This window comes from Paenibacillus sp. 01T431 (genome assembly GCF_056398625.1).
On the sequence record NZ_JBFTPT010000003.1, the window covers coordinates 263731 to 276679 of the forward strand.

Annotated in this window: 14 protein-coding genes and 1 other annotated feature (1 of these 15 cut by a window edge); of the genes, 8 read left to right on the top strand and 6 right to left on the bottom strand. The window is 46.1% G+C overall.

Going from position 1 to position 12949, the window contains the following annotated elements; genetic code table 11:
- Nucleotides 1-100: 100 nt before the first annotated feature.
- The 5 genes from AC1DM9_RS06290 to AC1DM9_RS06310 form a co-directional block, all read right to left on the bottom strand.
- Nucleotides 101-637, bottom strand: a complete 537-nt coding sequence (locus tag AC1DM9_RS06290) for a PCYCGC motif-containing (lipo)protein (RefSeq protein ID WP_339203518.1) — start codon at nucleotides 635-637, stop codon at nucleotides 101-103.
- Nucleotides 634-1149: a thioredoxin family protein gene (locus AC1DM9_RS06295; RefSeq protein ID WP_076266845.1), complete on the bottom strand. Its 516-nt coding sequence runs from the start codon at nucleotides 1147-1149 to the stop codon at nucleotides 634-636. Before AC1DM9_RS06295 ends, AC1DM9_RS06290 begins: the two co-directional genes overlap by 4 nt.
- 311 nt (nucleotides 1150-1460) lie before the next feature.
- Nucleotides 1461-2264, bottom strand: coding sequence for a DUF4179 domain-containing protein (locus AC1DM9_RS06300; RefSeq protein ID WP_477579106.1), 804 nt, complete (start codon nucleotides 2262-2264; stop codon nucleotides 1461-1463).
- Complete coding sequence (locus tag AC1DM9_RS06305) at nucleotides 2257-2844, bottom strand: sigma-70 family RNA polymerase sigma factor (protein ID WP_477579108.1); 588 nt, start codon at nucleotides 2842-2844, stop codon at nucleotides 2257-2259. Before AC1DM9_RS06305 ends, AC1DM9_RS06300 begins: the two co-directional genes overlap by 8 nt.
- Nucleotides 2768-3502: a Gmad2 immunoglobulin-like domain-containing protein gene (locus tag AC1DM9_RS06310; RefSeq protein ID WP_477579110.1), complete on the bottom strand. Its 735-nt coding sequence runs from the start codon at nucleotides 3500-3502 to the stop codon at nucleotides 2768-2770. The genes AC1DM9_RS06305 and AC1DM9_RS06310 overlap by 77 nt, the downstream gene beginning before the upstream one ends.
- A 308-nt stretch (nucleotides 3503-3810) precedes the next feature.
- On the opposite strand from AC1DM9_RS06310, the gene AC1DM9_RS06315 reads away from it, so the two are divergent.
- The 4 genes from AC1DM9_RS06315 (at nucleotide 3811) to AC1DM9_RS06330 (ending at nucleotide 7494) form a co-directional block, all read left to right on the top strand.
- On the top strand, nucleotides 3811-5466 hold the full coding sequence (locus tag AC1DM9_RS06315) for an RsmB/NOP family class I SAM-dependent RNA methyltransferase (protein ID WP_477579112.1): 1656 nt from the start codon (nucleotides 3811-3813) through the stop codon (nucleotides 5464-5466).
- Nucleotide 5467: 1 nt separating this feature from the next.
- On the top strand, nucleotides 5468-6220 hold the full coding sequence (locus tag AC1DM9_RS06320; RefSeq protein ID WP_477579114.1) for a 16S rRNA pseudouridine(516) synthase: 753 nt from the start codon (nucleotides 5468-5470) through the stop codon (nucleotides 6218-6220).
- Nucleotides 6221-6293: 73 nt separating this feature from the next.
- The gene (locus tag AC1DM9_RS06325) at nucleotides 6294-7091 is read left to right on the top strand and encodes a Cof-type HAD-IIB family hydrolase (protein ID WP_441881042.1); all 798 of its coding nucleotides are present in this window, start codon (nucleotides 6294-6296) and stop codon (nucleotides 7089-7091) included.
- Between the two features lie 94 nt (nucleotides 7092-7185).
- The gene (locus AC1DM9_RS06330; protein WP_477579116.1) at nucleotides 7186-7494 is read left to right on the top strand and encodes a hypothetical protein; all 309 of its coding nucleotides are present in this window, start codon (nucleotides 7186-7188) and stop codon (nucleotides 7492-7494) included.
- A 79-nt stretch (nucleotides 7495-7573) separates the two neighbouring features.
- On the opposite strand, the gene AC1DM9_RS06335 is transcribed toward AC1DM9_RS06330, so the two are convergent.
- Entirely contained in the window at nucleotides 7574-9406 is a 1833-nt protein-coding gene (locus AC1DM9_RS06335; protein WP_477579118.1) for a DEAD/DEAH box helicase, read from the bottom strand.
- A 127-nt stretch (nucleotides 9407-9533) separates the two neighbouring features.
- Here AC1DM9_RS06335 and AC1DM9_RS06340 point away from each other — a divergent pair, with 127 nt between their 5' ends.
- From AC1DM9_RS06340 to AC1DM9_RS06355, 4 genes are all read left to right on the top strand, one after another.
- Nucleotides 9534-9728, top strand: a complete 195-nt coding sequence (locus tag AC1DM9_RS06340; RefSeq protein ID WP_076266853.1) for a YwbE family protein — start codon at nucleotides 9534-9536, stop codon at nucleotides 9726-9728.
- Nucleotides 9729-9781: 53 nt separating this feature from the next.
- Nucleotides 9782-10084, top strand: a complete 303-nt coding sequence (locus tag AC1DM9_RS06345; RefSeq protein WP_441881045.1) for a hypothetical protein — start codon at nucleotides 9782-9784, stop codon at nucleotides 10082-10084.
- A gap of 143 nt (nucleotides 10085-10227) precedes the next feature.
- A complete protein-coding gene (locus tag AC1DM9_RS06350) occupies nucleotides 10228-11421 on the top strand; it encodes a GNAT family N-acetyltransferase (RefSeq protein ID WP_477579120.1) in 1194 nt (397 codons plus the stop codon).
- A gap of 95 nt (nucleotides 11422-11516) precedes the next feature.
- Nucleotides 11517-12779 (top strand): CynX/NimT family MFS transporter, encoded by a 1263-nt coding sequence (locus tag AC1DM9_RS06355; protein ID WP_477579122.1) that lies wholly within the window; start codon nucleotides 11517-11519, stop codon nucleotides 12777-12779.
- Nucleotides 12780-12879: 100 nt separating this feature from the next.
- Nucleotides 12880-12949 (top strand) — a binding site (T-box leader); it runs 184 nt beyond the window's last position.

Below are 12949 nucleotides of genomic sequence, written 5' to 3' on the forward strand. Positions count from 1 at the left end.
CTTAGTTGCATTACATGTTTGAAAAAAAGAAGCTGTCCAGCAAGGTCGGAGTAGACCTAGCTGGACAGCTTCTTCAACTTATACAGCAGATGAGCGTTAACTAATCTGTTGATTTTTTTGGTTTGTACAGTTTATCGATGGCTGCACGTATTTCTTCCTTGGTCTTGCCTTGCTTGCTTAAGGCGATTACTTCTTCCATCTCTTTCTTACAAATGCCGCAGCTGGTACTGTGATTGGTCCATGTGACAGCGCCCTCGTCCGCAGGATGTTCGGCAACGTAGCAGCGCAGAAGCGAGTCATGCGGGGTTTCAACTGCTAACCCATCTGAGCAACCGCAATAACAAGTGATACCGCTCATAATGTCGGCGTGAGCATGGACTCCTTTATATAGCTCGCTCGTATGCGGCGTATAGTCCGCTAAAAAACCAGGCAGCTCATCATAGGATGCTGTTGTTTGCCATGTTTCGGAACCGTGTTGATGCTCAGCGCCTGCCTTGTCGTCGTTCGCTAAGCCGCATGCGGTGAGCAAAGTAATAAAAGCGAATGCGAGCAGCAAAGCATACATGATGCTGCGAATGCGTGAATTTTTTTGCTCCTCCGTAATCTGCTCAGCCGTTTGGCGCTGACGCTTCATCATTTGGTTTCAGCCCCCGAATATTTATTGAAAAACGCTCTAAAATCATCTAGTTTATAGCCGGTAGTTCCTTCTTCAGCAAGTCCGCCCTCTAGCTTGTCAATTTGAACGCCATCTTTGAAATAAGCAAGGGTAGGCGTAAACTCGACATTATATTTGTTGAAATAGCTTGGGAATTCTCTTAAGTTGAATTGCGGAAGGTCAATTCCGAGCTCATCAACAAGCGGCATAAGCTGTGGCGTCGTTCTTTGGCAATGAGGACAATCAGAAGCGAATAGGTAAACGAAGAAATCTTCCTTATCGGCCACTTTCTTGTCTAATTCAGCAGGCAAAATGATATTCTGATAGTTGGGATCATTAAGCAGCTTGCGTGTTTCTGGGTTCAGCTCGGAGAGGGGCTTGTCATATACGGCGTTTACCTTGCCACTGTTGTTTAAAACGGTAATAAGACCGAATAAAATAACAACGATACCGATATAGACGTAAATCATTTTCAATTTCTTTTTCTTCTTCATGTAAGCAACTACCTCCGAAACAGGTTTAAGTGGACAAGCTATGAAAGAACAGCATGTCCTTACTTAAATATATTATATAACAAATCCGTATTGGTATGTAAGAGCTTGAACACCAATGTCATACAACATTCGGATTTAGAGAATGAAAGGAAATATACGGATAAAATGTTGGATATTACTGGTTGTCTGATCTGGCGTTAATTGCTTGGGGATATTGCATGGCTTCTCGCTGTTCAATGTATAACGAATGATCAGAGATGCCATAGGTTTTAACTATTTCCTGCATTTTTCCCATAGCTGCTTCTTCACTGCTATAATATCCAGCTTCGACAAAGTAACCCCCTTAGCGTTCGTACTCCTTCAAGACCTGCTAACATTTCTTCGTAGATGCCTTGCGTTTCTCCAAATGCGGAAGAAGCGGTACGGAGCGAATAAACGGTGGGAGGATTGGTTTCTGCAGAATCCCGCTTTATCGTAAGAACAACTTGTGCCGGTTCTTTATATTCCTTGACCTCGTAACTTATATTGCTCTTAAATGTTATGTTAAAGCGAACCAGCGAGTCGTCGAGCGAAATTAATGGATATGCTTCCGCGATTAAACTGCTTTTCTTTAGCTCCGCTAAGTCCTTCTCGGCTGAGAATCGTCTAACACCGCCAATTGAAAAAGTCATCGTATTAGGATATTGGCTATAGTTTACGGTAAAAGAATTCGTCATTTGCTGATCTTTATTGTTTTGCTGAAAATGAATGACAATATGCTCAAGATCGCCTTTTTTCTCGAGTGAAATGACATTAATAGCAGTGGAGTCCGTAATTGTACCGCCACCTGCGCTTCCTTTGTTAAACTGCATAGTACGTACGAGTTGGCCAAGTCCAGGTATTTTTTCTAAGCTGCTAGCGAAAGCGGGCATCGTATTAATGCTGATTGTAAAAAGAATAAAGAGGGCTGCTGCACCAGCAACTACACGTTTCGCCCAGCGGATTGAGTTTGCTTGTTTCGTGCGCTTGCGCTCGATTTTGCCTCTTTGAATAGCTGCATCGGCAACGGCAGCAAGCTGATCGGGAATATCGATTTCATTATATGTTTTTTTAAATAAATCCATTCGGTTACTCATCGTCTTCCCCCTCGTTTAGATGAATATTCAGCTTTGCTAAAGCCCGGTAGACGATCGATTTCACCGAGCTTAACGGCATATCGACAATTTCAGCAACATCTTTTAAGGGCAAATCTTCAAAATACCTAAGGATGATCACCGTTTTGGACTTCTCTTCAAGACTGCTGAGTGCCTGATGCAGATCGATTTGTTCTTCGGTTCGTTCAGGAGCGTAACCTGCTTCATAATCGCTGCCGATATAGACTGTTTTTTTAGCTTTTCGAATATATTCAAGCGCATAATTGACGGCGATCTTTGTTAGCCACGTATGAAAGTATTGCGGATCACGCACTTTTTTGACAGAAATAAAGGCGCGATATATGGTTTCTTGTACAATTTCGAGAGCATCGTCCTTGTTGCGAACATAAGTATAGGCGATTCGGTAGAGCCGATCCTGCCGACTCGAGATCAACTTGGAGAAGCTTTCGTCATCGCCGGCTATCGCTTTTTTTACAAGTTCAATTTCATTTGAAATGGCGGTCGGCCTCCTTATGAGTAATAGTCGTGCTCTGGTTATGCTCTCCCACACGATTCTGATCATACTGAACCTTGCCCCAGTCAGGTGCGCCGATAGAGGATGTTCCAAAACCTGAGGCAAGCACTTTTTCGCCATGTTTTAGGGTATAATTATAGGTGCCCTCTGAAAGCCTCGCCTCGCCCTTTAAGGAATAATCGACGGATACAGGAGTGATCATCAGGTTGCGAAATGATTCGTTATCGACTTTTTTGCTGTTTGCGTACATCGTTAGCGGCATGTTGATTTTGCGAACTTGTTCGCCGTTCTCTTGATCAATTTCATATAGCTCGATATGGAGCGGGATGTCGAGTGACAACTTATTTACCGGAACGATAATGGTCTGATTCACTTTGCCCCATTCCGGTCCGCCTACAGAAGCAGTTCCAAAATCAGTCATGATGATTTTATCGCCTTGCTTGATTGTGAAATGGTAGGTGCCTTCGAATAAGCTTGCTTCGCCATTAATTTCAAATACTAAACTTTGCTTCGCGGCTTCAATGTTGCGGAACGAGTCGTTGCTAATGCTTGCATTGGGCTGTTTCACATGCTGCTGCGTTATTTGGTTTACGTTTTCCTTGGCTTGAACGATGCTGCGGTCGCTGACCGAATTCGTCAGCAACCCGATAAGGGTTACACCGGCAATGACTGAAGTTACGACTGTACCTATTACTATTTTTTTCATATGAATAATCTCCTTATGGCTTTTTCGCCGTGTATTATTGTTAAACGATAGTTGCTGTTTGCTTCATGAAGGCTACATAGGTTAGATGGGCGAGATGGTCATAAAGACGCAAGGAAGTATATTCCATTAATCGGCTATGGAATGCGACCAACTTTTGTATAACGAATAGCGTTTCGGAGCTTGTCTACCTTTTCAACAATTTTAATGGCGCTTCATTATTCCGTGCGTTGTATAATGAATTCTTAAGCTTTGTGTACGAATGCCTCGGCGAATGCTGAGAGGCTATTTATTTGGCAGGAGGAAATAGCATGAACGGCAATTTGCCGCGTAATTTCACAGAAAAAATGGAAAAGCTGCTTGGTGATGAGTTTGATAGCTTTATGTCTTCGTATGATGCACCGAGAGTATACGGTCTTCGAATCAATCGATTAAAGCTAGGTGTCGAGCAATGGAAAAAGCTATCTGACATGGGCGAGGAGGTGCGTGAAATACCTTGGGCACCGGATGGTTTGTATTACAAAGAGGGTGAACGGCCAGGCAAACATCCGCACTATCATGCGGGGCTTTATTATATTCAAGAACCGAGTGCGATGGCTCCGGTAGAACTGCTGGACGTTCAGCCTGGTCAACGCGTACTTGATCTATGCGCGGCTCCAGGAGGTAAATCGACGCAAATTGCAGGGAAGCTGCAAGGAAGCGGAGTGCTCGTCACGAATGATAACGCCAGAGAAAGAACAAAGGCTTTGGCCAAAAATATAGAGCTTGCCGGCGTACGCAATGCTGTCGTACTTAACGATGAGCCCGCAGCAATTGCCGCTGTTTTTCCACAATGGTTCGATCGTATTCTCATTGATGCACCATGCTCCGGCGAGGGCATGTTTCGCAAGGATGATTCGATGATCGCAGAATGGGAGAAGCACTCAATTGAAAAATGCTCCTTAATGCAGCGCGATATTATGYAGCATGCCGCAGCGATGCTGGCACCTGGGGGGAGAATGGTCTATTCGACATGCACGTTCTCGCCGGAGGAGAACGAGCAGCAAATGGCTCAGTTTTTAGCCGAGCATGAAGATTTTTTTGTTGAAGCTATTTCTCCTCAGCATGGCTGGAGGGCGGGCAGAGCGGATTTAGCAGAAGGCATGGCGCAGCTTGATGAAGAGCGTCTGCAATCCATTCAAGGAACGGTAAGGCTATGGCCGCATTTAATTGAGGGAGAAGGTCATTATGCGGCTGTCCTTAGACGCAGCGGGGAGCGGACAAGCATCATGGAAGAAGAGCTGGCGGTTGCTGCTTCTGTAAAGCGCCAGAGCGTCCAGTCTGCTGGCGGAAGCTTAAAACGCGAAGTCGTGCCAAGCAGCGGGAAAAGACAAGAAAAGAAACAAGATCATAGGGATGAGCGCCGCGCAGCTAAACGGCAAACGAGAAATGATTGGGCCAACGCTGGATTGGAGCGCCCTGCAAACAAGAAAGGAGCAGGGAGTGGTCGTGATGGAGCCGCGATGAACCTCACTGAAGAAGCAAGTCCAATTGAGCTGTGGCACCAGTATGCAGAACAATTTGCGATAAATGCACGAAGCTGGCCAGGGCGTGTTGTAGCCTTTGGTTCTCGCGTATATATTCAGCCTGCCGAACTGCCATCGCTCGATGGCTTGCGCGTGGTTAGAGCCGGCTGGTATGTAGGTGAAGCTATTCGAGGTCGATTTGAACCTTCACACCCGCTAGCCATGGGGTTAAAGAAAGATGAAGCCGTGCGCTCCGTTAATTGGAGCTCGTCTGATGAGCAGACGATTCGATATCTCAAAGGGGAAACCTTGTTTGTTGATGAATCGGAATTAACGGTGCATGCTGGCACCGCCTCAAAAGGATATATATTAGTTTGCACAGACGGTTTCCCGATAGGTTGGGGGAAATATGCCGCTGGAATGATCAAAAATGAACTGCCTGCAGGATGGAGATGGATGTAGAATGAGTAAACGTATTCGAATTGACAAGCTGATCGCCCATATGGGACTGGGTACGCGCAGCGAAATTAAACGAGCTGTGAAGCTCGGCATGGTTGTTGTCGATGATAAAGTAGTGAAAGACAGCGGACTAATCGTTGACCCTGATACAGCAAAGGTTTATTTTGACGGCGCACCTGTCGTGTATCGTGATGTCGTTTATTTCATGTTGAATAAGCCGCAGGGCGTTATTTCTGCTACAGAAGATAGTCGTGAACGCACGGTAATCGATTTACTTGAGCTCTCCGATCGGCAGCGAGATCCATTTCCAGTCGGACGACTGGATAAAGACACGGTTGGCTTGCTTCTGCTGACGAACGATGGGCAGCTTGCTCATGAACTGTTGTCTCCGCGCAAGCATGTTGCGAAGACCTATGAAGCATTGGTTCTTGGCGATGTTGGCGAAGAAGACCAGCAGCTTTTTTTGGCTGGCGTTGCATTAGACGACGGATATGTTACGATGCCGGCTGAGCTACACATCAAGAGTCGTGAACAACGGGATGATGAAATATTTTCGAGTATCTCCCTTACCATTATGGAAGGTAAGTTCCACCAAGTGAAAAGAATGTTTGAAGCTGTCGGCAAAAAGGTCGTATACTTGAAAAGAGTATCGATGGGTGCGCTTAAGCTTGATGAAACTCTTGAAGAGGGCTCCTATCGGGAGCTGACGGAAGAAGAACTAGAGCTTCTGCGCTCGCATAAACGGAAGACGGATTAAACATTGTATCTAGTGTTTGCTGTAATTAAGACATAGAGAGAGCACTTACAGAGTTTGGAATAGGAGTGGAGACATGAGCCTTAATTATGACTTAATTGCTTTAGATGTGGATGGGACGCTGCTTACAGATGATCATGTGCTGACGAAAGCTATTCGTGAGTCGGTACATGAGGCTGCCAATCGCGGAGCTCAAATCGTATTATGTACTGGGAGAGGACCATCAGGCGCACTTCCTGTGCTGAAAGAGCTTGGACTTAGCGGGACGGTGATTACTCATAACGGAGCAGCAACGATTAATGCGGATGACCATTCCGTTGTTCACCAATTCGATATGGTACCTGAGCATTTATTGCGTTTTATTCAATATTGCCGCGAGAATGGCATTCATTTTGATTTGAATACTGCTTTTGAAATGATGGTCGAGAGCATGACGCCGGAAGTGGAAGCGATGTATGGTCATTTTCAAGCTAAACCATCGATTCATGATTTCCGCCTGGGCTTGCCTAGCGGCCTTGTGAAATTTACAGTTTTCGGAACGAAGGATCAGATGGATGTCGTACAAACGGAATGGTCGGGATGGCCTAAGCAGCTTCATTCGATTCGGAGCGGTGACTTTTTTATCGATGTGCATCATAGTGAAGCCAATAAAGGAAAAGCGTTGCAGCAGCTTGCAGCAATTAAAGGCATTGATCGCAGCCGAATTCTAGCAATCGGCAATTATCATAATGATATAACGATGCTTCAATTTGCAGGCATGGGCATAGCAATGGGCAATTCTCCTGAGGAAGTGAAGCTGGCAGCTAATGCAGTTGCACTTTCGAATAGCGAGGATGGCGTGGCTAGAGCGCTTTATGAGCACGCTTGGAGCTAATTAAACAAGAGGGCTGTTTCAAAAGTGAAAACTTTTGAAACAGCCCTTTTTCTTTGGGATATTCGTAAAGTATTTAGGAAATGTTTTTGGACAGATGAATTTTCCTGGTACAAACGGTAAGGTGAAATATGTATGGCTGGATAATGCACCTGGAAAATTCAGCTTTGCAAGCATAAGCCTGCTTAAAAATTTGGACCCTAGCTATTATTATATTATTGATTGCCATTGGCCGCTGAAGGTAAGCGGAATTACAGTAGATCCTACACATTTTTACGTTTGCGGATGCAGCGGCGCGTATAAATGCCAATGCAATTCTGCTAGCTGCGGCAGAGGATATTATGAGGTGGCATTGACTATCAATAATAATCAGTATGATCTAACGGTTAACGAAGTAAGATCTTGACGGAATGATATAGAAAAAGAAAGAGCGGTCAGCACTAGGAATAAGTTCCTGTGTTGACCGCTCTTTCTTTTAAAGTTGTTTACCGATTGCGTCCGCCGCCACCGCGCGGTTTGCTCGAAGAGCTTCCGCCACCACGCGGGCTGTTGCCGCGACCGCCGGCAGGTGAGCCGCTGCGTCCGCCTGACGATGATTTGCCGCGCTTGCCTGTTCCACGGCCGTTTTCGTGCTCATTTAGTGTTTTCGCTTTGAAATCACTGCGCGCTGCTTCCCAAGGGCTATCCACCTTGGACGAGGCACGGCCTGCTACATGCTCTGCGCCGCGAGGACTGCCGAAGCCGCCGGTGCGACTTGCACCACCGCGAGCTGAGCCGCCACGACTCTCGGAGCGTTCGCCACCGCGAGCTGAACTTCCGCGACTTTCGGAACGATCACCGCCGCGAGTGGAACTGCTGCGGCTTTGGGAACGGTCATTACCGCGAGCAGGGCTTGCGGATTCGAATCGGTCCCCACGGTTGGCTGACCAGCCTGTGCTCTCGCCAGCTGCTTCGGAAGCTTGACCGCGAATCTCAGCTGTTCTGCCTGTTCGTTTGCCAGCATTAGGACGAACGGTCTCGCGTTGGCCTCTGCGTCCGCCTGGCTTCGCATTGCGATCGCCTTGAGCAGAACGGTCACGACCGCCGCGGCGTCCACCCTCGGATGGCTTGCTGCTTCCGCCGCGTGTACCGCTTTTGCCAGCTGCACTGCGTGTTCTCTCTGGACGATCGCCGGATTGTGCGCGTACAGATGTTTCGTTTCCTTCGCTGTCAATCGCACGGCGTGCAAGCTTAGCATTTATGCTTTGTTCAATAAGAATCAAATGGTTTTTGTCATAAGGAGTTGCGAGTGTAATGGCTGCGCCATCTTGCCCAGCGCGACCTGTTCTGCCAATACGGTGAATATACAGCTCGCCGTCTTGTGGAACGTCGTAGTTGTAAACATGGGTAACCCCTTCAACATCGAGTCCGCGAGCAGCAACGTCAGTCGCTACGAGCACCTGCAGTCTTGCATCTCTGAAGCGCTTCATTACTTGCTCACGCTTCGCTTGCGTAAGATCGCCGTGCAGCTCATCCGATTCGATGCCGATCTCTTGGAGTTCCTTGTTTAATTTTTTCGCGCGAACTTTAGTCCGGCAAAAAATAACGGCCAAATAGGGCTGATGACGCTCTAGCAAATGCACGAGAGTTTGCTGCTTGCTTCTATCCGTTGTTTCATAGACGATTTGTGTAATGCTGTCGAGTGTGACGTTAGTACTGCGTACCCGAATATCGACAGGCGTCTTCATGTAATCAGCAGCCAGCTTGCGAATAGCATCAGGCATTGTAGCTGAGAACAACATCGTTTGACGAGCTTTCGGCGTTTGTGAAATAATGCTTTCTACATCTGGCAGGAAGCCCATGTGAAGCATTTGATCAGCTTCATCGAGAACAAGCATTTGCAGCTTGCCTAGGCTGACGGTTTCACGTTTCATATGATCGATTAGACGACCAGGTGTTGCAACTACGATATGGGGCGAGCGCTGCAGCTTGCGAATCTGAGCATCAACGTCTTGGCCGCCATAGGCAGCAAGCACGCTTACGCCAACAGCGGGAACAAGTTTTTTGAGCTCGCTCGTAATTTGAATCGCAAGTTCCCTAGTTGGAGTTAATATGAGAGCTTGGACTTGTTCTTTCTCTATATTAATACGTTGCAAAATAGGCAAAGCAAACGCAATCGTTTTGCCTGTGCCCGTCTGAGCTTGTGCAATAACATCCTGCCCGTTGAGCAGAAGTGGAATCGCTTGCTTTTGAACCGGAGTCGGCTCGATAATTCCATCATGGTGAAGCAATTCGCTTAGCTTGGGAATTATACCCAAAGCGTTAAATGCGTTAGACATTAATACATTTCCTCATTTCGTTTACATCTTTTGATGTTAAGTATAACAGCTGTCCTTATAATGTGCATCTTTACTTTGCTTATGCTATGCTAAAAGCCGACATTAGAGCAGCAGAGGAATGGTAAATATGAATGGAACAGAGCGTTCCGCGATCAAAGCGGGCCTATCGGTAGACATTGTTTTGAAGCAGGATCAACGGACTGGCAAGCTGACACGAGGTGTCGTGAAAGATATTTTGACGAATTCGCCTAAGCACCCTCATGGCATTAAAGTGAGACTGGCTGATGGGCAAGTAGGGAGAGTCAAGAACATCCTTACTTAAAGAGTCCATATCTAGTCAGGAAGGAATGTTCAACGTTAAAGGAGCGATGTGCTGTGGCCTTTGGCATAAAAAGAAAAGAGTTGCAGCGATGGAAGGAAGCCGTTGCCCGCGGAGAAATTGCATTTCTGACGCACTACTGGCTGGATTCGAGGTTTCCAGACATGAAGACAGTAACGAAGGTAGGCTGCTCCGATATGGAGAAGCTCTCGCGCTGGTGCCTCGATAACGGACTTAATCCTCGCTATATTCATGCGCGTTCAGAGTATCCGCATTTTGATTTGCTTGGACCGATGCAGCGTGAAATATTGAAGCGAGAAAATCAGCTGGAACAGCTTGAACGATTTGATATGTTATGAGGATCAGAATCGCAATTAGCTGCTCATGAGGCGGCTTTTTTTATTTCAAAAATGGAAAAAAATCTTTCTCCTTAATGAATCATCCTTTATGATAAATGGAAGCTTGGATGATTATGCCAGTTTAAGGGGAGTGGAATTTGCATATGGTTACCGAGAAATTGCAGCTGCTGGACACCTTCAAAGAATGGATAACGTTTGTAACCGATTTGGCGCGTTACGACGAACGTATTTGGAATCAGAGCATTGCCGCAGGAAAGTGGTCGGTTCGAGACGTCACAGCCCATATTTTACGTTGGGATATTTATTTTTATGAAGAAGCAATCTTAAAGGTGCGAGCTGGCCTGCCGCTTACGGTTAAACATTTGGATTATAATGAGTTTAACGAACAAGCAAAAATATACAGCAAGTCAACTTCGATCGCTGAGCTCGTTCATGAAGCTGCAAGCATACGTGAGCGGATTATTGACACGATAGCACAGTTAGCAGATGAGCAGTACAAAGCTGAATATGTAGATGCGGACGGCCATGCCTTTGAAGTGAGTCAGTATATAAAAGATTTTATATGGCATGATCAGCATCATATGGAGCAGATTAAACGACTGTTGCATTTTCGCATAGAGGAAATGAGCTTGAATGGCTGGCCAGCTTTGCAAACGGTTGTCTACGACGGCTGGCTGCTTCGTTTTGCAGAAGGTTATACGAAACGTTCCAATTCGATTAATCCTGTATACGGCAGCACGCTTCAGCTTGATGCAAAAATCAGCTCCTGCGAGGAACTGTATGAAAACAAGGGAATACGCTCTGTTTTTAAAATAACACCCTTTGTCCAGCCAACCTCGCTTGATGATGAACTGGCGACTCGCGGTTATGAGCTTATCGACCGGACGATTGTAAAGACAATACATCTCTCTGACGCTCTATCCCCGAAGGCTGCTGAAATTTGGCTCGAACAGGAAGTTTCGGAGAACTGGCTGGATGCGGTTGCGGTTTTTAGTCGTTTAACGGATGAACAGCGGTCAACTACACGTAAAATGTTAGAACAGTCACCGCTGGATAAATGCTGCGCAATCTTGCACGACAATGGAATACCGGTAGCATGCGGCTATGCGGTGATTGAGGATGGTTGGATTGGTATTTATGATATTGTGACCGATCCTAACTATCGAAATAGAGGTTTTGGCGAGCAGCTAGTGCTGCATCTTCTACAATGGGGCAAGGGACATGGAGCGACTGAAGGTTATCTGCTCGTCGTAAAAGATAACGCAGCAGCTAATCGGCTGTACGATAAAATCGGGTATGTCCCGCAATACGAATATTGGTATCGAGTAAAAAAATAAAAGCTGCTATTTGTTATTTGTAATAATCGTATAAGGCGACTTGTTGAATGTTTAAGGCGCTTATATGGGAAACTAAACAACTTAGATTGATCAGCATGAGAAAGAAGGATTATTTCGTGAAAATCAGCAATTCAAATTTATCATCAGCATCTACATCTTCTGCGCCAATTGCAATAACAAGCTCATGGCTGCTGCTTCTTGGCATTTTGCTAATAGCCGCTAATTTGCGAGCGCCATTAACAGCGGTTGGACCAATCGTATCTGAAATTCAGCGTTCGTTCGGCATTTCCAGTGCGCTCACTGGGCTGCTGACGACATTGCCGCTGCTAGCATTTGCACTTATTTCTCCGCTTGCGCCACGAATTGCTCAGCGCATAAGTATGGAAAACACATTATTTATTGCAATGGTCGTGCTGACTGGCGCGATTGTAATTCGATCCCTTCCGGCGATAGCCGCTTTATTTGTTGGAACGATCTTGCTTGGCATGGCGATTGCAGTTGCAAACGTACTGCTTCCGAGCATGATAAAAAGAGATTTTCCTGCCACCGTCGGTTTAATGACTGGTTTATATTCGGTCGTGATGAATTTAGGCGCTGCTTTAGCTTCAGGATTCAGCATTCCCATTACAGAGAAGATTTCCTTTGGCTGGCAAGGGATGCTGGCCTGCTGGGCACTGCTCGCTCTAATTGCCACGATTGCTTGGGTGCCGCAACTTCGTTCGTTTACGAAGAAGGACAACAACAAAGCAGCAACGAATGGCGAGAAGAACGGTGGTCTGCTGCGCTCAGGCTTAGCTTGGAAAGTAGCATTATTTATGGGTCTTCAATCATTTTGTTTCTATGTCAACATATCATGGCTGCCTGAAATTTTGTCTGACCGCGGCATGAGTCACGTTGATGCGGGATGGATGCTGTCACTGCTGCAATTTGTCAGCTTGCCCGCGACATTTATTATCCCTGTCATTGCGGGAAAGCAGGCAAGCCAAAGGCTGCTTGTGATTCTTACAACGATCTTGCTGCTCCTAGGATACCTAGGTCTTCTTAGCGGGAATGTGGATCTTATTCCGATTTGTATGATTTTACTCGGAATTGCCGGTGGTTCCGGCTTTAGTCTCGCAGTTATGTTTTTTGTACTGCGGACAAGCAGCACAAGGCAGTCGGCTCAGTTGTCGGGGATGGCGCAGTCACTTGGTTATCTGCTTGCCGCTGCCGGACCGCTGTTGTTTGGACTCATTCATGATTTGACGAATAATTGGACTGTTTCATTAGTTATGCTAGTAGCCGTTGCCGTTATTTTTGGATATATAGGCTTCGGAGCTGGAGCGAATAAAACCATATCAGGAGCACAAGAAAAATAAATGTGTTGTGCAAATTGATTAGTATACGCTTGAAGTTCAAGTTCGTTCTCTTGACACCGAACCGTGTGATCTTTATAATCGAAACTAACGATTTTATGCATATGGAGCGTTGAAGAGGAACAGTAATTTCGTTTGTCAGGCCTAGAGAGCCGGTGATGTATGGTGGAAGC